Origin of the sequence: Dickeya zeae NCPPB 2538 (assembly GCF_000406165.1) — a bacterium.
Classification (GTDB): Bacteria; Pseudomonadota; Gammaproteobacteria; order Enterobacterales; family Enterobacteriaceae; genus Dickeya; species Dickeya zeae.
The window spans coordinates 1,382,549-1,403,782 of sequence record NZ_CM001977.1 but is presented as its reverse complement, the minus strand read 5'-3'; the positions used below and the strand labels follow the sequence as shown (position 1 = coordinate 1,403,782).

Below are 21,234 nucleotides of genomic sequence, written 5' to 3'. Positions count from 1 at the left end.
AATACGCTCCTGTTATTGTAATAATTCGCCCAGTTGACGCAGCACGTCCTGGGTCTGGTTGGTTAGCTGGTAGTGATACAGGCCAAACGCCACCGCCATCACCACGCACAGGCCGAGGAACAAGGCGCGCAGCGAAATCTGTTTACGCAGGTGGTAACGGGAAGATTGCTGTCCCAGATTGAGGTGAAACACCGTCGGCGAGTTTTCCGGCTCTGGTCGCAGGGTGTCATGCAAGCGGCGCACCACCCGGTCCAGCTCTTCTCGCCCTTGCGTCATCACCCGGTAACGGCCTTCAAAGCCAAGGCACAAGCACAGGTAGATAAACTCCAGAATGTCGCGGTAACGCACCGGGTCATCCAGCAGTTTCTCCAGCAGCACGAACACCTTCTCGCCACCCCAGGTTTCATTGTGAAAGCGGGTCAGCAGCGAATGGGCCGACCACACGCTCTGGCCTCCCCACTCCCGTCCCATCACCGCTTCATCGATAAAGGTGCACAGAATGTAGCGAAACGACAGGATCACGCCGTTTTCGTAACCGTGGGAGTGCAATTCCTGCTCGATGGCCTGAATCTCGGACTGCACGCGCTGGTACAACTCCGCTACGCCATCGTATTCAGACAGCTGGCGAACCCGCTCCACCATGCCCAGCAGCGGGGTCACGGCATCGATCATCGGGTTGATGCTCTGCCCGCGCAGGCGGAACCAGTAATCGGAATCCATATCCAGTTGCCGGGCGTTGTCATACAGCAGGTCGCCTAACTGGTCATTTTTAATGATGTCGGTACTCACAGGTTCCTCCTGTTAACTACTGGCCGCGGATGGCCCACAGTTGCATATCCAGTTCCGGGAACTCGCCAGCGATGTGGAACGCCAGCGTGTTGCTGGTGACCAGCGATTTCCAGGCCGGGCTTTGCCTGTCCAACTGGAAGTAGCTGTAACCGGCGTGGTACGGCAACTGACGCGGTGCCACCGGCAGCGGCAGCAACGGTACGCCAGGCAGTTGCAGACTGATGAGTTCGCGGATTTTGTCGCTGGAGGCGATCTTGGTTTGTTGCAGCAGTTGCTTGCGCAAATGTTCTTGCGGCATACGGGCGCGCACCGCCAGCACAAACTCGGCACTGGCCATCAGTTCGGCATCGCCCACCAGCGCCACCCTGACGCCGTAAGGCTGTGCCTTCATCTGAATCGACACTGCACGCGGCGACAGCACGGTACTCAGCGCCTGACGTAGCGCCATCATCAGTGGCTCAAAGCTCGATTGCTGATGCTCATGACGATAAGCGGGAAACTCCGGCGGCAGGCGCGATTCATCGGTAAAGGTCATCAGCTCACCGCACAGTTGCACCAGCGCTTCATGCAGCCGCTCTGGGTGTAACGTGCCGAGGCGCGCCAGATGCGACAGTTGCGGCTGGGCGCGGTTAAGCAGTTGCAGCATCATGAATTCCGCCACATCCGCCACCCCTTGCTGACCGGGCGCGGCGATACGCTGAGCCAGACTGCGGGCGCGTTCAGCCACCAGACCGGCCGATTCCCCCAGAAAGCGTTTCAGGCTCGGAATCGCCGTGACGCTGATGCTGCACGGCATAAAGTTAGGGTCGAGAACCAGCCCACCGTCCGGCCGTTTGTCGAGGATGTTGGCGATCGCCAGCGACGCGTAGGCACTACGGTCATCACGCTCCAGCATCAGCCGCAGGCTGACCTTACCCACTTCCACCGATACCACGTCACCGCCTTCGCTGTGCAAGTCACGCACATCGTGCCGGTAGGATTGCAGGCGGGTGGCAATACCGGCCCCGGCCTGCCCGACTTCGCTCACACCGTTCACCGCCAACGGCAGCGCCAGATAGACCTTTTGGTTCGCCAGCGCCACATCGGTAATCTCCAGCGGTTGCGGCAGCGCGTCATCCCCTGGGATATTGAAGACCGTGCCATCCGGCATCACGCCGGTGGCGTTCACCAGCGCGATACGCCCGAAGTTAAGGTATTCTTCGTTAATAGCCAGCGATTGCAGGCCGTAGAAATAATCACTGAGCGCGCTAAGACGGGCGTGCAGCGCGTAGTCGGTGTGTCGTTGCTGTTGCTGGAAATGCTGCGGCTTGATGAACAGCCCTTCCCGCCAAATGATCCGATTTCGGCTCGACATAGTTATTCTTCTTCTTGATCTTTCTTGATTTCGACTTCTTCACGGCGCAGATGCACCAGAAGCTGATAAGTGCGGCCGGTGTTTTTCAGTTTGATAACCTTGCGCCACTCGGCGCTGTCCGGGTCGGCGTATTTGGCAATCACCCCGATGTAATGCACTTTCTCGTCCAGTTTGACCGGCGGCAGGTATTTGAACTGCCCTGGCAGCAGCGTGTAGTCCTGGTGGCTGACGTAGTTTTTAGCCAGCGCTTTTTCGATGTCGCCGGTCACCTGGTCATAGTCGGTCGCCAGCAGGCGGGAGTCTTCCGCCAGCATCACCACCTGAAACTCGATAGGTGCCGCGTCGCCGCTCTCACTGGGGTTAACGTCCGGCTCGGCCAGCAGACTAAAGCCGACGGTCGAAGGCTGGTTATCATTGCTGCCAATCTGAATATCCGGATTGGCCGCCACCTTCGCCATTTTGCCGAGCGTGGTACAACCGGGAAGCAGCAGCATCAGGACGCATAACCACCCGGTTCGCAGCATTAAGGCTCGCAGCATTATTTCTGCTCCTGTTGCTGACGAACGGCACGGTCATACGCCTGCGCATACACCTGATGGAACAGTTTCTGGAACCCTTGCTGACGCGGTGAGGTCAGTTCGCGGTAATAGTGCTGATACATCTGCCACGCCCAACCGTCATCCAGCGCCTGACGCTCGCCGCTGCGGCGATAATGCTCGAAACGCCCCAGCAACGCCGCCGGTGAAAACGCCTGTAAAATGCTCTCCAGCGCCACGGCGATCGCCTGCTGGTTAGCCCGGTGATGCGCCTGCATATTACTCAGCACTTCGCTGATGGCGGCCGGGGCGGACAGGTGCACCGGGCTTTTATCGTCAGCGAACAGCAGCGACAGGGTGTCGGTATAATCCAGCCCCAGGCGCAACGGGTTATCTTCGATCGGCCGTAAATGGGTATCCGCCAGCGCGGCCTGATCGGCCTGCAACGTCAGCAAGCCTTCGACCATCGCTTTGAGACTTTTGCCCATCTCTTCGAGCATCTCGCGCAGTTGTTGCTCATCGCCGGTATTGAGTGATACGCCCAGCCCGCGCAACAGCGGTGCCAGCGTCACCGCATCCACCGATGCGCCAAACGCGTTACCGGCATGCGGATTGTCAATGGTCGGTAATTCCACAAACTTCTGATCCATGGTGTCCTCAACGGCAGAAAAAGAAGAAAGCGAGGTCGGCAGTTCATCACCGCGCTCAGCCTCCGTTGCCAGTAGCGAGCGGCTCTGTTCCTGCTGCAGCGCCCACAACGGGTCATTAAATCGGTCCGCCGCCGTGTCATCGGCAGGCGCACGGCGTTGTTCTTCCCCAAGCCACCCTTCCAGCACATCACCGGGGCGTTGCCCCAGCACCTGATCGATATCCTGTTCGAAAGCGGGATCGTCGAGGTAAACCCCGAGCCGGAATGGGCCAATCACCAGTTCGTCACCCTGCGCCAAACGCACCCGGCGATCACGACCGATGGGCGACAACGCGCCATTGATGAAGGTCTGGCCACTCAGGTCGCAGACGCAGAAATAGCCATCCTGTAATTCGATACGTGCATGCTCCGGCAAAACCGCACCGAGCCGGTCGCGCAACTGCCATTGATCTTTTTCCGATGCGCCCAGCGTGCCGCCACGGTGGTCAAAGCGGTGTTGCACCTGCGAGTTGATATCCAGTTGTTCGCTGTTGAGCACCACCAGAGTGAGTGGGTTGTTTTCGTTCACAATTACTCCTGCACACAAATCGTCACATACGGGTCGGCGGGCGGCTGCCCGAGAAAGCTGCTCCATCCCAGACGGCTGCTCTGGTCATCGCCCAGTCTTAGCCCTCTGGCCTCCCCTTCGGCGAAACCAAGGCGTAAGTCCCAGGCCAGTTGATCACGCAAAATGAAGGAAACAAAACGCACCAGCGGCTGAAAATGTTCGCCGTTGGGCAGGAAACTGAGAAAACGGCTGAAGCTGAGGTTATCCACCTTGAGCAGGAATTTACCGGCGCAGTCGTTCACTTTATCGCCGATGACAAAATCCCCACCCAGCAGGCTATTCGCGCGCCCAAGGCGGTTTTGCTGGTCCTCAAAAATCGGTACTTTGCGGTGTTGCCAGGCGATGACTTCGACGTCTTCCAGGTCAAAGCAGTGGATCACCAGACCAGCCACCACTTCCGGCGAACGGCTGGGGCTGGCCAGCAGACCGGCGTAAGACAGCATCTTGGCGCGGTTGACCGGCAGACTGTCGCGCACCGCGTCGTTACCCAGCCCCACCAGCGCGAACATCAGCCGGGAGAAGCCATCCTCGCCATCATTCTGGAAACGCACGTGATAGCGGTACTTACGCCAGGCACGGTGCAATAGCGTCAGCAAGCGGTGATGAAAGAAATCGAGGAACACCCCCAGTTTCTGCTCGCCCTGGGCGTATTCCCACGCCAGCTCTTCAAGGTAGTACCCCGGCATCGGCGACTGGCTGCCGTGCAGCCCGAGGAACGCCACTTCCAGCTCCTGCCTGCCGTCGGTATCTTCCCCTACCCGCAGCACATCACTGGGGTGAAAGCCAATCGAGGCGGTGGAGCGAAAGCGAATGCGCTCCAGTTCTGGCCGAAAATCGAGTGCCTGCTCCAGATCGACGCCCTCCATCTGGTTGAGTAACTCCACCAGTTGGAAAAAGTTGAAGTGGCGCGCATCCTGGCGAAACATCGCCTGCCCTGCGGTCACATCATCGAGTGCTGACCTATCTGCACCGGCCATCGGTAGCGCTCCTTGTTATCGATGTTGACCACTTCCAGCAGGTGGAAGGCGTTAACGCTGGCATACAACGAGAAGAAATGCGCCAGCACAGTGCTGAACAGATAGAGCTCGCCTTCACTGGCGAACGCCGACTGCCGCACGGAGAGAACTGACTTGAGCCCGCGTACCGGCATCCCCTGTACCAGCCGGTCTACCGGTGTGGTCTCAATCGTTTCGATCCCTGCCAGCCGTTTACGCGATGCCTGCTCGGCCTGTTTGTCATGCAGCGCCGGGAAGTCGTAGGTACGCAGGATCTGCACCAGCGCGTCGCGTCGCAGCAGCGACACATAGTTCAACGACAGGTTGGAGATCAGCGTCCAGTGCAGGCTGCCATCGAGTGCCGGGCGCAATGGACGGGTCGGCCGAATCAGGTTACGGAAGGTGGCAAAGGATGGTGAACTGCCGGTCGGCACACAAATCGCCCCCACGGGCAACTGCGCCGCCCGCGAACGGTTGGTGCAGGTCAGACTCACCGAGATGGACTCGTCCAGGTCGATGACTTCTTTTTCGTCGCCCCGCACGAACGACAACAAGTGATCGAAACCATCACCGTTGACGGCTTCGCGCACCCGAATGCGGTAATACAGCGCCAGTCGACCTTTGGCCCGCTCGATTTGGTGCTGAAAACTCTCGAAAGGTTGGTAAAGCCGAGGGATACCGCGCGCGCGTCCACTGTTACCTTCCACCCACCCCTCCACTTTATCGATGGAGAAAATCTCGAAACTGTCGGCGTGGCGGTAGCTGGCTTTCAACGGGTAGTCCGTCTGGCGACCATCCAGGTTGATCGGTTCGCTGTCATGGCGGAACAGGTTGATAGCCGGTACGCAGTTGAGCATGAACGAATCCGGGCGGATTTTCAGTTCCGCCGGCAGCGGCCGGTCAAAGCAGAAATGCAGTTTGAAATCCGTCACCATCAGCGGCTGGTCAGGCCAACTGGCACCGGACAACTGAAAGAACAGGAAACTTTCCGGAAAACAGAAATACTCCTGCAGGATACGGTAGCCAGAATACACATTACCGGGATACGGCAGCATCGCGTCTTCACGCTCAAAGCCGACGGTTTTGAGTACACTCGCTTCCTGACGAAAGCGTTTCCCGTCCACTTCCAGCTCAATGTGTGACAGCTGGCTGGCTATCCAGAAATAGAGTTCGTAGGCGGTATAGCGGTCGCCCCCCAGGAAGAAGCGCAGTTTATCCAACTGCAAATCCCCCAGCGCCACCGGCCCGTGCAGACCAATATCCAGCGTGATGGCGGACATGTCGTTGCCGCTTTGCGCGTTGATCTGGCGGATATCCGCCGGGTAGATCCAGGCATCGTGGCAGGTTTGGAAATGGCAGACCACATCGTCTATTGGCAGGCTGTCCAGCTCGCAGCCACGCGCCACAAACGCCGGTTGCGCGATAGCGCCGGGCAGCACCGAAAATTGCATGATGGTCATGCTGGGTACCGGGCGCAAATAGTTCGGCCACAGCATGCCCAGCAGGCCGTGAGTCAGCTCCGGAAATTCATCCTCGATCTTCGCCCGCAGGCTACCCGTCAGAAAGGCGAACCCTTCCAGCAATCGCTCGACATCCGGATCCGTGGTCTGTTCTGACAAAAATCGGGTAAGTTCAGGGTGTGCATTGGCAAATTCACGTCCTTGCAGACGCAAATAAGCGAGTTCATCCCTGAAGAAATGTTCCAGCGACATAATCACATCATTCTGTAATGGCGGTGGCTGTCCATATGAATATTGAAGGAGGTGACCTGTTCCAGTTCTTCCAGCCGCACATGGGCGGTGACCTGAAACGACATCTCCAGCGGATTGGACAGATAGTCCGATGCACTGACGTCCACATGGACAATGCGCGGTTCAAAGCGACAGATACACTGCCGGATCGCCTCACGGATTTTGCCCCGGATATCTGCACCGCCCTGCGTAGCGTCATTAAAATCAATCACGCCAAGCTCAGGTGCGCTGCGACAACTGCCGGGACGCGTATTCAGCACTTGATCAAGCTGGCGTTTCACCGACGCGATCAAGTCTTCTAATTCCGTTTCGGGGGAGGAGCGACGCTCCTCTCCCCGGATGCGATCAAACAGGCTGGCCGCAGATCCCCGCTCCCAGGCAGAGAGCGACGGCATCAGTCGTTATTCCTTATCCAGACGACCAACCAGGGACAGTTCAAAGTTCGCCCCCATGTACTTGAAGTGTGGACGCACTGCCATGGTCACCTGGTACCAGCCCGGTTCGCCTTCCACGTCCAGCACTTTGATTTGTGCCGCACGCAGCGGACGACGGCTGCGGACATCAGCGGGCGGGTTTTCCTGATCAGCGACGTACTGCTTGATCCAGTTATTCAGCTCGCGCTCCAGATCCTGACGCTCTTTCCAGGAACCGATCTGCTCGCGCTGCAACACTTTGATGTAGTGCGCCAGACGGTTGATGATGAACATGTACGGCAGCTGTGTACCCAGTTTGTAGTTGGTTTCCGCCTCTTTACCTTCTTTGGTATTGGCGAACACCTTGGGTTTCTGCACCGAGTTGGCAGAGAAAAACGCGGCGTTATCGCTGTCTTTGCGCATGGTCAGCATGATGAAACCTTCTTCGGCCATTTCGTATTCACGACGGTCGGTGATCAACACCTCGGTCGGGATCTTGGCCTGCAACTGGCCCATCGCTTCATACACATGCACCGGCAAGTCGGTGATAGCGCCACCGCTCTGCGGGCCGATGATGTTCGGGCACCAGCGATACTTGGCGAAGCTGTCGGTGATGGCGGTGCCCATCAGGTACGCGGTGTTGCCCCACAAATAGTTTTCGTGACTGGCGCTGATGTCTTCCTTGTAGTTAAACCCTTTGATGGGGTTTTCTACCGGGTCATACGGCAAACGAGCCAGGAAACGTGGAGCAGTCAGCCCCAGATAACGGGCATCTTCCGACTCACGCATTGAGCGCCATTTGGTATAGGTCGGGCCTTCAAACACCGACTTCAGGTCTTTGATCGATGGCAGGTCGGTAAAGCTGTCTACACCGAAGAAAGTCGGTGCAACGGAGGAGATAAACGGAGCATGCGCCATCGCGCCTACTGCGCTGACATACTGCATCAGCTTGATGTCCGGCGAGCTTTGGGTCAGCGCATAATCGCCAATCACCCCGCCGATCGGCTGGCCGCCGAACTGGCCGTAGCCGCTGGAATACACGTGTTTATAGAAACCGGATTGGGTAATTTCCGGTGCAAACTCAAAGTCTTCCAGCAGCTCGTCTTTGGTCGCATGCAGCAGCAGGATTTTGATGTTTTCACGGAAATCGGTGCGATCAATCAGCAGCTTCAGCGAACGCCAGGAGGATTCCAGTTCCTGTAGCTCCTGAGCATGCAGAATCACGTCGATTTGTTTGCTGAGTTTTTTGTCCAGCTCAACGATCATGCTGTCGACCAGCGCTTTGTTCACCGGCTCGGCTGCGTTGCCGCTATCCAGAATGTTTGCCACCAGTGCGGCAATACCCTGTTTGGCGACGTTATAACCTTCATCCACCGGTGTAATGCGCGCCTGCGCCATGATCTCTTCAAGCAGCGATGATGAACCACCGGCCGCGCTTGTCTGGGCCTGTTCTTCAACCATTGACATGTTTGTTTCCCTTCTCGTCAGTGACAATCAATTATTCGGCGGGTTTCACCAGATCCAGCTCTTTGAGCAGCTGCTCTCTGGCTTCTTCGCTGGACAACAGGTCCTGCAGGCGATTACGGAAAGCGGGAATATTACCCAGCGGCCCTTTCAAGGCGACCAGTGCTTCTCGCAATTCCAGCAATTTGCGCAGTTCCGGCACTTGCTGTGCGATACGATCGGGAGAGAAATCATTCAGCGAAGCAATGCTGAGTTTGACGGGAAGGTCATCCTGGCTGTCTTCTTCCAGACGGTTAGGTACGCTGAAATTCAGCTCCAGGTTGGCCTCTTTCATGACCGAAGTGAAATTATTCTTATCGATAGACACCGTCTGACGTTCTTCAATCGGCGTCTCTTCTGTGCGTCCTTTCATATTTCCCACCACCATCAGCGTAAGCGGGAGTTCAATTTCCGCCTGCTGACCACCAGTGGCCGGGACATATTTGATATTAATACGTTCCTTTGGTGCGACAGATGCACCGTCAGTTCCTTTTGCCATATGTCAATACCAACGTGAGGGCACCCTGGCCCGAGAAAATAAGGTCGAATCCTACTGAAAACCCGCCAGAATCCATGACAGACCGGGCTGTTCAGCGAACAAATACACTATTTGTTTTTCGACCGACGATATGCACGAAATAGAACCCGCCGCCTCGGCGCATTCACTCACCGCATTCTTAAACCGTATGGAATCACTAAGCCAAATAAAAACGACAGAACTGTATTCAAAATGTGTAGATATATTTCTGCTTCGTTAGCCAATCATACACATAACGCCAACGCGTGGTCAACGCCAATATATTTTTAATATTCCAAAGCTCCAAAATAAATAAAAACACTTAAAAAACAACAATATAATAAAAAATATTAGTACCAAAACACGAAATAAACCCACCAAATCACAGGCATAATTTCAGATTACAATTTTCTAAAAAGCGGGTATTTTTTGGCCTCTCTAATTCCGTTAGATTTAAAAACAATTACCATGCTAATCAATTTTAAGAATAAACCTATTTTTAATGTGTGATATTATCGACTCAAAAAAACCGATTATTTTCATGCTATAACACCCTTTCAGAGAACATTTCATCACTACTTATGGCATGAAAAACAAATAAAAACCTGATGTGTTTTTCAATTTAAAAACGTGACCAATAGGCTAACCACCGCACAGGACACTTCATCAGTAAAAAATCGGGTAACATTACATAAACTGACAATACTCATGGGGAGAAATGGCTGTTTTATTTTCCGTTATTGCAATTTAAGACAAGCAGAAAATAAATAATCACTTTGTGGAAAAATAGTTTCCATTACCTGCCTTAAATTACTCACATGACGTCATAACCTGTAGCATTGCTTAACAACACAGTCTGTTGTCCACGATAGGCCGTTTCCACAAGTGCCCTGAGTCGGCCTATCGCCTGGCCCCACAACTCGTCAGGTCCAACAGCCCATAAAAAAGCACAAAAAAACGGCCCATTCCAACAAGGGCCGTTAGCAGTGACGGGTATCGTCAGGGATTTCACTGCCGTCAGGCAGAACGACACGGAGTACGTGAGGAGTTCGAGCACTGCCCAGGGCCAAAATGGCCAGTGAAATAGCCCTGGTGGGATAGGTTCTTAGCTAATCGGCAAGCGTTTTTCCACCAACGCCACCCACATCGCAACGCCGTGTGGAATGAGCGCATCATTGAAATCATAGCAGGCATTATGCAACGGGTGAGACGGCGTATCCCCATCAGCACCTAACCAGAAATAGGCACCGGGGCAATGCTCAAGCATGCAGGCAAAATCTTCGGAAGCCATTGACGGCGCAATATCCCAATGCACCTGGTCGACGCCACATGTTATTTCGGCCACCTCCCGCACCGTTTGTGCGACCCGCGCGTTATTGTGGGTAACCGGATAGCCGGGATAATAGGTGATAGTACCGGTAACACCGAATGTCTCTGGAATTTGCGCCACGAATTGGGCAATGAACGCCTTAACCTGATCACGCACCGAGGCTTGCAAGCAACGCAACGTACCCCGCAGCACGACCTTTTCCGGGATCACATTGATAGCTTCGCCCCCGGCAATCTGCGTGATGCTGATCACCGCAGACGACTGGGGCGACAGACGACGGGAGGGAATGGTTTGTAACGACAGCACCAGTTGAGAAGCCGCCATAATCGGGTCTGCGCCGTTTTCCGGCATCGCCGCGTGGCAGCTTTTTCCCGTCAGGATAATTTCGAACGAATCCAGAGAGGCCATCATCGCCCCACTACTCAGCCCGACATGCCCGACAGGTAGCCCCGGCCAATTATGCAATGCATAAATGTCGTCCATTGGGAAACGCGTAAACAGCCCTTCTTCTACCATACGACGCGCGCCCCCCAGGTTTTCTTCCGCTGGTTGGAATATGACGTGTACCGTACCGCGAAAACGACGCGTCTCACCGAGGTGGCAGGCGGCCGCCAGCAGCATAGCCGTATGACCGTCATGGCCGCAGGCATGCATCACACCGGGATGTCGGGACTGATAAGGAAGATTGCCCAGCTCGGTGACCGGCAGTGCATCCATATCGGCACGCAACCCAATGACCGGCCCCGGCCCATTCTCCAGCGTTCCTACCACCCCCGTTCCCGCCAGTCCGGTATGAACCTGAAAACCAAACTGGGTCAGTAATTCAGACACCATCTGGGATGTCTGGTGTTCCTGATACCCCAATTCCGGGCTGGCATGCAGAGTGCGGCGCCATTCAATGGCCCGTGTAATCAGCGCTGGAGCAATGCTCATACGTCTCTCCTTATTCATTCACACCTCAGTCACCTGCTTTGGTGTTTAGTTTCCCATCCAGAGCGGCGCTCAGGGAATAATCTACTCTACCCCAGCCCTCCCTACCGGCAAAGATTATCTACCGCGCAATAATGATGCTTTGGGTATAAGGCACGGGCATATTCGCTGTAAGGGAAATATCATGCTGTGTGACGATGGCTGGAGAAGAAGAGCGAAAAATCGGACAGAAAAAATCGAATAGGTAAAAATCGGATAATGCCAGCGCCAATAGAGCACATGCCAATTCACGCCAAATGAGAAACCAGGAGAGTATCAATGATCAATTTCTTAAAGACGCTTTTTGGCGGCAAAGAAGCCGGTGCCACTCGCGACACCGTAGCGCTTGCAGACCCCCACCTGACGATTGCACGCGCAAATCACGAGATGCAATTGCGTACACAAGCCGCCGTGGAGATGTGGGGTCTTGATGTGGCCTCATGGGCAGTTGATCTTGATGCCGGGATAATCACCTTCACGAATAACGAAAAGAAGATGGTGATAACTGCCCCCGTGCAAGTCATTGGCACTTACAACACGGAAGATGGCACCTGGTTATGGGGATGGGAGCATCCATCAGTCAGCGACTCACTGGGAGAGTTTGCCAGGGGCGTACGCCGCTTTGGTGAGCAATACGGGAAGGGCGAACTCACCACACGTAAAATCACAGCCTCGATGGATGAAGCCTGGGAATTTACTGCCCTTGCTTGTTACCTCAATGAGGGCCAGGGGGGTTACCGTGGTTCGTCAGGTTCGACCGATGTATTTATGGTCTATGGTTCTGTAACCATAAACAGAAAGGATTAAGTGCATCCATGACACTTTTGCGGATATTGAGTGGTCAATGTGTCACTCCGCCAGCCAGGCATGAATATCGGGAAAAGGACCACCAATAACGCGCAGACAGGGCTGGTGACAACGGCGAACTGACGCTGGCAGGCGACTGGCTTAACCAAAGCGGCTTACTCTCCCCGTTCAGCATTGAAGCGCTGCACGGTAAGATCATCCTTCGGGCTGAGCCGGATATGATGCTGACGTAATCACGCTGACAGTTAAATAGAAAAAAGCCGGAGGGATCGTTGGATCGCTTCCGGCTTTTTTCTAGTAGAGATCAGTTATACTTTTCACACTCATTTTGTAAATCTTCTAATAAATTATCCGCACTTACAATTGGTGTATCAGTTGTTGATGGAACCATAAAAATACCAATATTTAGACCATCATCAGACAGATTTGGCAAAAGCTCATCAATAATATAATCCAGCTCGATTTCTTTCGCCTTATAATCAGACCAAACGTCTACTGCACAAGCCTCCGCATACTCTTTGGCAGGCCAAAATACGATAAAGTCATTACCAGCATCATCACTACTTAAAGCAAAACCATCGTCATCAAGCACCCATGCAGACTCATTATCGGCAACTCTCTTGATGAAATAGATATATCTATCTTCATTACCTTTTTTTGACATTAATTCTATTTCTTTAGCCGATAGACTCATTGCTCCCCCCTTGCGTCCAGCCGTACCAGTTGCCTCAGGTTTACTCCCTCCATAAAAACCGTAAAGCTAGCAGAAAAACCAAGAAGTTCTTCTCCAATTATAGATGTTTAGAAAAAATCAATCATTAATGAATACATTAAACTTATCATTCTTCGATACATAATTCAAAAAATCAACACCAATGTCACTATCATTTAAAGAAATGCAGCCAAAACCGGTTTCTTCGTGTGGGTATATAATCACTCCGAGTTCTAAATTAATCATAAAAAACACCTGCCCGAGTACACCTCCATGAGCCATCATTATTCTGCAAACATTCATAAAATTTTCCGCATCAAAATGTATACTGACATCAGATGCAACCAAAGGAATATCACTACATAGATAACGTTCAAAGTTATCAGATAAAACCTTTAAATAACCTTTTGATTTTAGATCCTCATATATACTCTTATACTTATTAATCACATTCTCATCAGACTCCCTGTCATCATCGAAAGATAATGCCGACAATGCAAAAAAGCCGTTCCAGTGTGGAGAGAAAAAGTTATGAGCAAGACGTATAGCATCATCAACGAGATAAAATGAAAAGGACTCTTTTCTTTCAAAAAAACCTTTCCACCCCACAGATGAACTGAAAGAATCGAAATTTATTCTCCCAAAACAAAATTCACTACTCATCAATTTTAATGATTTTTCCATCGTTCATTCCTACTGTGATCTTCTTACCAGGTTTTGTGGCACATATCCCTATAGTTGCTTTTCACTCACCAAGTTTATTTCTATTAGAATCCGGGCGAACTTCCCGCACTGCCCTGACCGGTGACTCACTGGCACAGGCCGGTTTTAATAGCAGGCCGTTTCCGTATCAGCCTGTACCGCAATGGCTGATACTACCCCGGCAGGAATATTATTCCTGCCGGGGTGATGCTAGCGTAATCACGCTGGCAGCCAAATAAAAAAGCCGGAAGGATCGTTGGATCGCTTCCGGTCAAAATGATTATAAACTTAACAATCAAACCCACTCATATAATTCATAGCCATATTCCGTATATAACTTAACGAACCCAAAATCACCATTTTCTTCAACTAGGATACAATTTGACACTCCATGATTATGCCCTTTAATCTTCCAAAAAAAATCAGGTCTGTTTTTTAAGAAAGACACGGGCAACTTCAAATAATAATAATTATCTTTAGTTGCCACATAAAACAAAACATCACCAATAGAGTTCAACCCCTTCAAAAAATGGTCAAACCTAATAAAAATAGACTCATCAGATACTGACAAATCTATCCTTTCAATATCCTTTTCATCCAAGCACAAAAGCACATCATTAAAATCACGTTCACAGAACGTAACTTCATTGCCATCAAAAGAAAATTCATCTGAAATAAATTTCAGTATTCTTTTTTTCTCACCGTCCTGAGCAGCATTTTTTAGACGATCCCTCAGTGTTTTGGACATTTATCACCTCGCAAATCTTTTATGCCTTCTTTATCTTCAGGGAAGTGCCCTGAATGCTGATTATATCTATTTTTTGGCTCTAAAGGACTCCCATGTAAATCATCGGCAGTATGTAAATGCGGGCCACGTCCAAATTTATCTTCTTCGTGCATAACAATATATTTTTTCTTCCCATCCACATCATACTCCCATACCGTTCTATTCTCATATTTACTATCAAATACTTTTACTGGTTTAGGTGTATTAACATTTTTCGGTATATTCAATGATCTTTTGGCTGCCCTAAACTGCGCTTTAAATGTCGGCGGAATTGGGTTTAATCCCAAAGGATCAGCCCATTCAAAAGGATTGTTTACATACCCCTGCGGCCTCAGCCCCCCTGCCAGCCCTATCGGGTCCGCCGAGATATACTGCCCCAGCGACGGGTCAAAATACCGATGCCGGTTATAATACAGCCCCGTTTCCGCGTCGTACACCTGCCCCTGATAACGCAGCTCGCAGTAAACCTCCTCATTCGCCGCATCGCCCAGCCAGCGTCGTAACGGAATGGGGATTTTCTCTTCCCGGTGCGCGCCCCACAGCCCTTGCTCGCCCCGCCAGTGTACCTCGCCCGTTTCGCTGCACAGCTCCCGCGCCGTCCCCGTCAGGTCCGTCACGATGTAGTGCAGTTGCGTGCGCGCGTCCTTCTCCTCCACCTGCGCCAGCGGCCGGAAACTCCCCGGCTCGTACACCCACTGCACCGCCCGCGCCACGCTTCCGTCCGCACGGTACTGCGTCTGGCCCGACAGCTGGTCGCCGTCCCACCGGTACGCCACCCGCGCTACCGCCTGCGCCGACGGCTCCTGGCCCTCGCGCACCTTGCTGATTCGACGTCCAAACGCGTCGTAACGGTACCGCCACCGCGCCCCGTCCGGTAGCCTCACCCGCACCAGCCGGTCCTGTGCGTCCCACTCGAACTGCGTTTCCCGTGGCCGGAAACCGGCGCGGCTTTCCCGTTTGTTCACCAGCCGACCGCAGGCGTCGTACTGATACCGGCTGTCGCCACGCCTCACCACCCGCCCTGCCGCATCATAACCCGCAGAGGCCTGCACCACGGCATTGGCCGTCGACAGCCTGCCTGCCCCGTCCGGCACTATCGCCGATACCTCGCACAGGTTCTGCTCGCTGTCGTAACCAAACAGCCGCGCCTGCTGCTGGCGACCCTGGTCGCGCCGCTCGGCCACTACCTGACCCGTACCGTTCAGCCGCAGCGCCTGCTCGCCCCAGTGGCTGTCGCTGATGCCCGTCAGACGGTCCAGCTCGTCGTACTGGTAACGCCGCTCCAGCACCCCGCTCACACCTTCCAGCGCCTGACGCGACAGCAGCCCGGTGGCACTCCACTCGTGCCGCAACGCGAAGCCCGCCCCGTTGCTGCGCTGCCGCTCTTCTCCCGACGCCGTGTGGCTGAACGTCAGCGGCTGGTGCGAACCGATGCCCAGCGTCGTCAGCCGTCCCCCCTGCCATCCCAGGCTCAGCGACGCCAGCAGCCCCGATACCGCACTGCGCTGCCCCGCCGCGTCATACCCCGACGCCACCGCCTCGCCGTTGACCGTCTCGCTCACCACCTGTCCGGCGCGGTTGTACGCATACTCCACCACCGCGTCCGGGCTCGCCGCCTTCAGCAGCCGTCCCGACAGGTCATACGCAAAGGTCGTCGTGCCTTCGCTGGCCCCATCGGCCCGCACCGCCGCAATCGCGCTCAGCCGACCGCCCGCATCATACCCGCACTCAAGACGTAAAAATGCTGTCAATACCCTAAATAGGGATAATTAAAACATCCATTAAGAACACAAAGCAAATTCTCACCACAGATAGTACTTACCACCAAAGGCCACTATTAACGGACTCGATAACGGATTGACGCACCGAAAGCAGAAAAGCGGAATCTGTAAAATGTTTCCTATAAAACCCTTGTAAATGTTCTTTATAGATATTAGCATGCAACCCATTAAGAGCATACAAAACACCCCATTCAGAACAGGGAGAGATAATGCGGAAAACCGGTAATTATCAGAGGATGTTCTGGATGAGCTTTTCAACTCGCTTTCTGCAACTGCGCAAGCAGTATGGCCTGACCCAGCCGCAGATGGCTGACAAGGTAGGGATACATCTGACTCAGGTTCGCCGCTATGAGTCTGGCGAAGCGCAGCCCTCTTTAGATATTCTTAAACGCACAGCCATCACCTTCAACGTATCGACTGACTGGCTGATTTTTGAGGATGGTGAGCGTGAGCCGCAGGATGAGCTGAAACTGAAATTTGAAGCCATCAGGCAGATGGATGAGGACGAGTTGAAAACGGTCACATCCGTTCTCGACGCCATGATTTTAAAACATCAGGCAAAGCGCTTATTGCGCTGAGCCTTAACTGACGCTGTGCAGGCGTGCTCGCAACACACCCGCACAGCTAACCACAGGCAACTAACAGGAGTAGTTTACTATGGCTGACGCGCATTCTACGCCAGACACCACCGTTTTTAAAATCTCTCAACATGAGCGCTTTACCCGCGTCGGCTATCGGCCGGTTAAAGGCAACCACGACACTCCCGCCATCACCATGGCAGGCCACTGGCTGAAGGAAGCCGGGTTCCGCACCGGGCAGCCGCTGAAGCTACGCGTGATGCCCGGCTGCATTGTCATCACCACGCAGGATATCCGCTCACTGTGGCAGGACCTGCACGCGCTTAGTATTGCTGCGTTCGATGAACAGGCAGTGGCACAGTGGCTGAGCGGGTTTCCCGGCGGGCTGGATGTTGGGGGCATACAATGAGCGTCGATATTGATATTGCCTGGCAGCAGGGCGGCCTGCCGGAACTGACCCTGAGCGGCACCGCACTGGCGCAGGCTTGGTTTACCGCCGGGACGTTGTTTCGTATCAGTCTGTACCGCAACGGGCTGATGCTGACCCGGCTGGACGACGACACCGATATCGCCGCGCTGGTGGCCGAACTGGACGGCAGCGAAATAGAAGGGGCTGATTGGGTGAGCGACAACGGCGAACTGACGCTGGCAGGCGACTGGCTCACCCGGAGCGGCTTACTCACCCCACCGTTCAGCATTGAAGCGCTACCCGGCCGGATCATGATTCGGGCTGGATCGGGGGCGATATTGGCGTAATCACGCTGATGGCCAAATAAAAAAGCCGGAAGGATCGTTGGATCGCTTCCGGCTTCTTTATTTTTTAATTATAAATACCCTTATCTTCTGCCTTTTCAATGAACAGATCCTGTAAATCTCCTTGGATCTCTTCATCACCATAAATCAATTTAAAATCATCATCTATTCCAGAAGGGAAATGAGAGCCATCAATAGTCCCTAGTATTATTGACGCTGTATCTGTAATAGTTATTTTAAAAAAATCAAAAATAGCCTCTTTATCCTCATCACTAAGTGACGACAAAGCTCTTCTAGCTTTCGCATAGACATCAACACCTTCATCAGGTGCCTTTGTTAAGCTATTTTTATAGCGAAGAAAATTATCTTCGAGCGCTTCATTAAAAATTGAGTCAACAAATTTTTCATTACCAGACATAAAATCACCTCCCAAAGTTTTTATATCTCACTTCCGGATACATTGATTTATTCAAATCAATCAAATCACGTAGTTTAGCATTTGGAGCGTCAGGATAAACTCTTCTAAGCTCTTTAATATCTCTAGCGATAACATCCCTAGCTGAGCTGAATGGTTGCCCTGTCGTCGGATTTATTTTACTTCTTGATACTATTCCAACACCCTCTTTAGATCATCCTTCGGGCTGAACCGGGTGCTATGCTGGCGTAATCATGCTGACAGCCAAATAAAAAACCGGAAGGATCGTTGGATCTCTTCCGGCCTTTTATTTATTTCACAACCACCAGAGCATATACATTTAATTTTAACCTACTCATCAAAATCTAAAAAGTCATCATTCTCCATATAATAATCAAGAGCCTCGATCATTATATCAACGCTGGGATTACCCATCTGCATTAATACATTATTCACAACATCAACAAATTGCTCACCATAATAGAGCAATTCCAATTTATTAATCACAACGAAGTCAGAGAAAACGTCATTCCCATCATCATCTCCGGTAGGATAATCATCTACATAACACCACATATCTTTAGATAGTGGTTCATCTGAATCCTCACAATACAAACAAAAATCGCCTTTTATTTCACCAATATTATTTCTAATAAAAACAATAAAATCAGACAACCTCACTTTCTCTCTTTTAACTATTTGCATCTCTTTTCTCCCGTAGCACCATCCAGTTTACCTTTTCTACCATCTTTCCCACCACCCCATATATCTCGACCACCTTTTCCTGTCGGATGATAAAGAGCATGGTTTGCAGAATGATCTCCACGATCAACTAATACAAGTCTATTTACATCCTCATGATGATGCCACGTCATCCCCGGAGGACTTGTAGACATATTTCCCGACTTAGACCATTCCGAAAGCTCAGGATATCGACGGAACATATCTTTTCTAAATGAAGAATCAGTTTCTAACTGTGATATAAGCTCTTTATTAGCCTGTCTAAATTGGACGCTATCACTTGCGTATCTATTAGCTGAATCGACTTGATGGTCATGGAAAATATGGTATTTACCATTATTCGGTCTTGTAGCTAACCCAAACGGATCCACCCACTCCATCGGGTTATGCACATACCCCTGCGGCCTCAGCCCCCCTGCCAGCCCTATCGGATCCGCCGAGATATACTGCCCCAGCGACGGGTCATAATACCGGTGACGGTTATAATACAGCCCCGTCTCCGCATCGTACACCTGCCCCTGATAACGCAGCTCGCAGTACACCTCCTCGTTCGCTGCATCGCCCAGCCAGCGTCGTAACGGAATGGGGATTTTCTCTTCCCGGTGCGCGCCCCACAGCCCCTGCTCGCCCCGCCAGTGTACCTCGCCCGCTTCGCTGCACAGCTCCCGCGCCGTTCCCGTCAGGTCCGTCACGATGTAGTGCAGTTGCGTGCGCGCGTCCTTCTCCTCCACCTGCGCCAGCGGCCGGAAATTCCCCGGCTCGTACACCCACTGCACCGCCCGCGCCACGCTTCCGTCCGCACGGTACTGCGTCTGGCCCGACAGCTGGTCGCCGTCCCACCGGTACGCCACCCGCGCTACCGCCTGCGCCGACGGCTCCTGGCCCTCGCGCACCTTGCTGATTCGACGACCGAACGCGTCATAACGGTAGCGCCACCGCGCCCCGTCCGGCAGCCTCACCCGCACCAGCCGGTCCTGTGCATCCCACTCGAACTGCGTTTCCCGTGGCCGGAAACCGGCGCGGCTTTCCCGTTTGTTCACCAGCCGACCGCAGGCGTCGTACTGATACCGGCTGTCGCCACGCATCACCACCCGCCCTGCCGCATCATAACCCGCAGAAGCCTGCACCACCGCATTGGCCGTCGACAGCCTGCCTGCCCCGTCCGGCACTATCGCCGATACCTCGCACAGGTTCTGCTCGCTGTCGTAACCAAACAGCCGCGCCTGCTGCTGGCGTCCCTGCTCGCGCCGCTCCGCCACCACCTGACCCGTGCCGTTCAGCCGCAGCGCCTGCTCGCCCCAGTGGCTGTCGCTGATGCCCGTCAGACGGTCCAGCTCGTCGTACTGGTAACGCCGCTCCAGCACCCCGCTCACGCCTTCCAGTGCCTGACGCGACAGCAGCCCCGCAGCACTCCACTCGTGCCGCAGCGCGAAGCCCGCCCCGTTGCTGCGCTGCCGCTCTTCTCCCGACGCCGTGTGGCTGAACGTCAGCGGCTGGTGCGAACCGATGCCCAGCGTCGTCAGCCGGCCACCCTGCCATCCCAGGCTCAGCGACGCCAGCAGCCCCGACACCGCACTGCGTTGCCCCGCCGCGTCATACCCCGACGCCACCGCCTCGCCGTTGACCGTTTCACTCACCACCTGTCCGGCACGGTTGTACGCATACTCTACCACCGCGTCCGGGCTCGCCGCCTTCAGCAGCCTCCCCGACAGGTCATAGGCAAAGGTCGTCGTGCCCTCGCTAGCACAGGCCGGTTTTACCGCCGGGACGTTGTTTCGTATCAGCCTGTACCGCAACGGGCTGATGCTGACACGGCTGGACGACGACACCGATATCGCCGCGCTGGTGGCCGAACTGGATAGCAACGAGACAGAAGGGGCTGATTGGGTAAGTGACAACGGCGAACTGACGCTGGCAGGCGACTGGCTCACCCAAAGCGGCTTACTCACCCCGCCGTTCAGCATTGAAGCCCTGCCCGGTAAGATCATCCTTCGTGCTGAACCGGGGACAATGCTGGCGTAATCACGCTGGCTGCTAAATTAAAAAGCCGGAAGGATCTTGAGATCGCTTCCGGCTTTTATTTCTCTTTTTCTAAACAACATTAATTTATTTTATAAAAACGCTTCAAGAAAGATGTAAAGGATGTATCAATATGAATAATATTACCACCATCTTGGGCATATAAATAAATCTCACCCCAATCATCATTCCTCAATGAGATAAAGATTACATTACCACCAAAATCATAAGCAAAAGGTACAAACTCCTTATACCCCCAGGCACCATACTGCCCATCATCAGGTTCTATTTCCTGGATATCTTCAATTAGTTTTTCAATAGTTACCTGTCCATACTTAATAGGATTAAATCCATTTACAGGCAATCCCCACAACTCAGCTTCAACATCCGATTCAGAAACGAAACCACCATTAATCCTAGTATAATGTTCTTTAAAGGAATCAGGAATAGAAACCGAGAACATAGATTCAAAATCGTTCATATCTTGAACGGTTAATTCTTTTTGAGGAGAGATAAGCTCAGCCAT

21 protein-coding genes and 2 pseudogenes are annotated in these 21,234 nt (G+C 53.1%); 5 read left to right on the top strand and 18 right to left on the bottom strand.

The window, feature by feature from the left end; genetic code table 11:
• Nucleotides 1–12 precede the first annotated feature (12 nt).
• The 10 genes from icmH to DZE2538_RS06250 form a co-directional block, all read right to left on the bottom strand.
• Nucleotides 13–789, bottom strand: a complete 777-nt coding sequence (icmH, locus tag DZE2538_RS06295) for a type IVB secretion system protein IcmH/DotU (RefSeq protein ID WP_012884014.1) — start codon at nucleotides 787–789, stop codon at nucleotides 13–15.
• Between the two features lie 16 nt (nucleotides 790–805).
• On the bottom strand, nucleotides 806–2,143 hold the full coding sequence (tssK, locus tag DZE2538_RS06290) for a type VI secretion system baseplate subunit TssK (RefSeq protein ID WP_038915857.1): 1,338 nt from the start codon (nucleotides 2,141–2,143) through the stop codon (nucleotides 806–808).
• A 2-nt stretch (nucleotides 2,144–2,145) separates the two neighbouring features.
• Nucleotides 2,146–2,682, bottom strand: coding sequence for a type VI secretion system lipoprotein TssJ (tssJ, locus tag DZE2538_RS06285; protein ID WP_012884012.1), 537 nt, complete (start codon nucleotides 2,680–2,682; stop codon nucleotides 2,146–2,148).
• Complete coding sequence (gene tagH / locus DZE2538_RS06280; RefSeq protein ID WP_038915855.1) at nucleotides 2,682–3,896, bottom strand: type VI secretion system-associated FHA domain protein TagH; 1,215 nt, start codon at nucleotides 3,894–3,896, stop codon at nucleotides 2,682–2,684. Before tagH ends, tssJ begins: the two co-directional genes overlap by 1 nt.
• A gap of 2 nt (nucleotides 3,897–3,898) precedes the next feature.
• A complete protein-coding gene (gene tssG, locus DZE2538_RS06275; protein WP_012884010.1) occupies nucleotides 3,899–4,912 on the bottom strand; it encodes a type VI secretion system baseplate subunit TssG in 1,014 nt (337 codons plus the stop codon).
• Nucleotides 4,876–6,642: a type VI secretion system baseplate subunit TssF gene (tssF, locus tag DZE2538_RS06270; RefSeq protein ID WP_012884009.1), complete on the bottom strand. Its 1,767-nt coding sequence runs from the start codon at nucleotides 6,640–6,642 to the stop codon at nucleotides 4,876–4,878. Before tssF ends, tssG begins: the two co-directional genes overlap by 37 nt.
• 2 nt (nucleotides 6,643–6,644) lie before the next feature.
• Nucleotides 6,645–7,076, bottom strand: coding sequence for a type VI secretion system baseplate subunit TssE (gene tssE, locus DZE2538_RS06265; RefSeq protein ID WP_012770484.1), 432 nt, complete (start codon nucleotides 7,074–7,076; stop codon nucleotides 6,645–6,647).
• Between the two features lie 6 nt (nucleotides 7,077–7,082).
• Nucleotides 7,083–8,561, bottom strand: a complete 1,479-nt coding sequence (tssC, locus tag DZE2538_RS06260) for a type VI secretion system contractile sheath large subunit (protein WP_038915854.1) — start codon at nucleotides 8,559–8,561, stop codon at nucleotides 7,083–7,085.
• A 31-nt stretch (nucleotides 8,562–8,592) separates the two neighbouring features.
• Nucleotides 8,593–9,096: a type VI secretion system contractile sheath small subunit gene (tssB, locus tag DZE2538_RS06255; protein WP_012770486.1), complete on the bottom strand. Its 504-nt coding sequence runs from the start codon at nucleotides 9,094–9,096 to the stop codon at nucleotides 8,593–8,595.
• 1,123 nt (nucleotides 9,097–10,219) lie between these two features.
• Entirely contained in the window at nucleotides 10,220–11,377 is a 1,158-nt protein-coding gene (locus DZE2538_RS06250) for a M20 aminoacylase family protein (RefSeq protein ID WP_038915852.1), read from the bottom strand.
• A gap of 315 nt (nucleotides 11,378–11,692) precedes the next feature.
• Between DZE2538_RS06250 and DZE2538_RS06245 the strand changes: the two genes are divergently transcribed.
• Nucleotides 11,693–12,220 (top strand): DUF6882 domain-containing protein, encoded by a 528-nt coding sequence (locus DZE2538_RS06245; protein ID WP_028085591.1) that lies wholly within the window; start codon nucleotides 11,693–11,695, stop codon nucleotides 12,218–12,220.
• Nucleotides 12,221–12,524: 304 nt separating this feature from the next.
• Here the strand turns inward: DZE2538_RS06245 and DZE2538_RS06240 are convergent, their stop codons facing one another.
• From DZE2538_RS06240 to DZE2538_RS06225, 4 genes and pseudogenes are all read right to left on the bottom strand, one after another.
• Nucleotides 12,525–12,914 carry a DUF2750 domain-containing protein gene (locus tag DZE2538_RS06240; protein ID WP_019846728.1) on the bottom strand — a complete coding sequence of 130 codons (390 nt, stop codon included), beginning with the start codon at nucleotides 12,912–12,914 and terminating at the stop codon, nucleotides 12,525–12,527.
• 117 nt (nucleotides 12,915–13,031) lie between these two features.
• Nucleotides 13,032–13,616: a hypothetical protein gene (locus tag DZE2538_RS06235; RefSeq protein ID WP_038915851.1), complete on the bottom strand. Its 585-nt coding sequence runs from the start codon at nucleotides 13,614–13,616 to the stop codon at nucleotides 13,032–13,034.
• Between the two features lie 313 nt (nucleotides 13,617–13,929).
• Nucleotides 13,930–14,382, bottom strand: a complete 453-nt coding sequence (locus tag DZE2538_RS06230; protein WP_038915850.1) for a hypothetical protein — start codon at nucleotides 14,380–14,382, stop codon at nucleotides 13,930–13,932.
• Nucleotides 14,367–16,157 (bottom strand): annotated as a pseudogene (locus DZE2538_RS06225) (RHS repeat-associated core domain-containing protein); the annotation flags it as partial. The pseudogene DZE2538_RS06225 and the gene DZE2538_RS06230, both read right to left, overlap by 16 nt.
• Before the next feature lie 290 nt (nucleotides 16,158–16,447).
• On the opposite strand from DZE2538_RS06225, the gene DZE2538_RS06220 reads away from it, so the two are divergent.
• The 3 genes from DZE2538_RS06220 to DZE2538_RS06210 all read left to right on the top strand — a co-directional run bounded on the left by DZE2538_RS06220 (nucleotide 16,448) and on the right by DZE2538_RS06210 (nucleotide 17,536).
• A complete protein-coding gene (locus DZE2538_RS06220; RefSeq protein ID WP_026358148.1) occupies nucleotides 16,448–16,780 on the top strand; it encodes a helix-turn-helix domain-containing protein in 333 nt (110 codons plus the stop codon).
• 79 nt (nucleotides 16,781–16,859) lie between these two features.
• A complete protein-coding gene (locus tag DZE2538_RS06215) occupies nucleotides 16,860–17,189 on the top strand; it encodes a SymE family type I addiction module toxin (protein ID WP_019846696.1) in 330 nt (109 codons plus the stop codon).
• Nucleotides 17,186–17,536 (top strand): SymE family type I addiction module toxin, encoded by a 351-nt coding sequence (locus DZE2538_RS06210; protein WP_019846695.1) that lies wholly within the window; start codon nucleotides 17,186–17,188, stop codon nucleotides 17,534–17,536. The genes DZE2538_RS06215 and DZE2538_RS06210 overlap by 4 nt, the downstream gene beginning before the upstream one ends.
• Before the next feature lie 64 nt (nucleotides 17,537–17,600).
• On the opposite strand, the gene DZE2538_RS06205 is transcribed toward DZE2538_RS06210, so the two are convergent.
• From DZE2538_RS06205 to DZE2538_RS06195, 3 genes and pseudogenes are all read right to left on the bottom strand, one after another.
• Nucleotides 17,601–17,951 (bottom strand): hypothetical protein, encoded by a 351-nt coding sequence (locus DZE2538_RS06205; RefSeq protein ID WP_019846694.1) that lies wholly within the window; start codon nucleotides 17,949–17,951, stop codon nucleotides 17,601–17,603.
• Nucleotides 17,952–18,299: 348 nt separating this feature from the next.
• Nucleotides 18,300–18,653, bottom strand: coding sequence for a DUF7716 domain-containing protein (locus DZE2538_RS06200; RefSeq protein ID WP_038915848.1), 354 nt, complete (start codon nucleotides 18,651–18,653; stop codon nucleotides 18,300–18,302).
• Nucleotides 18,644–20,434, bottom strand: a pseudogene (locus DZE2538_RS06195) (RHS repeat-associated core domain-containing protein); the annotation flags it as partial. The gene DZE2538_RS06200 and the pseudogene DZE2538_RS06195, both read right to left, overlap by 10 nt.
• Here DZE2538_RS06195 and DZE2538_RS06190 point away from each other — a divergent pair.
• Nucleotides 20,421–20,711, top strand: coding sequence for a SymE family type I addiction module toxin (locus DZE2538_RS06190; protein WP_050568657.1), 291 nt, complete (start codon nucleotides 20,421–20,423; stop codon nucleotides 20,709–20,711). The pseudogene DZE2538_RS06195 and the gene DZE2538_RS06190 overlap by 14 nt on opposite strands.
• Before the next feature lie 79 nt (nucleotides 20,712–20,790).
• Here the strand turns inward: DZE2538_RS06190 and DZE2538_RS06185 are convergent, their stop codons facing one another.
• Nucleotides 20,791–21,234 carry an SMI1/KNR4 family protein gene (locus DZE2538_RS06185; RefSeq protein ID WP_038915847.1) on the bottom strand — a complete coding sequence of 148 codons (444 nt, stop codon included), beginning with the start codon at nucleotides 21,232–21,234 and terminating at the stop codon, nucleotides 20,791–20,793.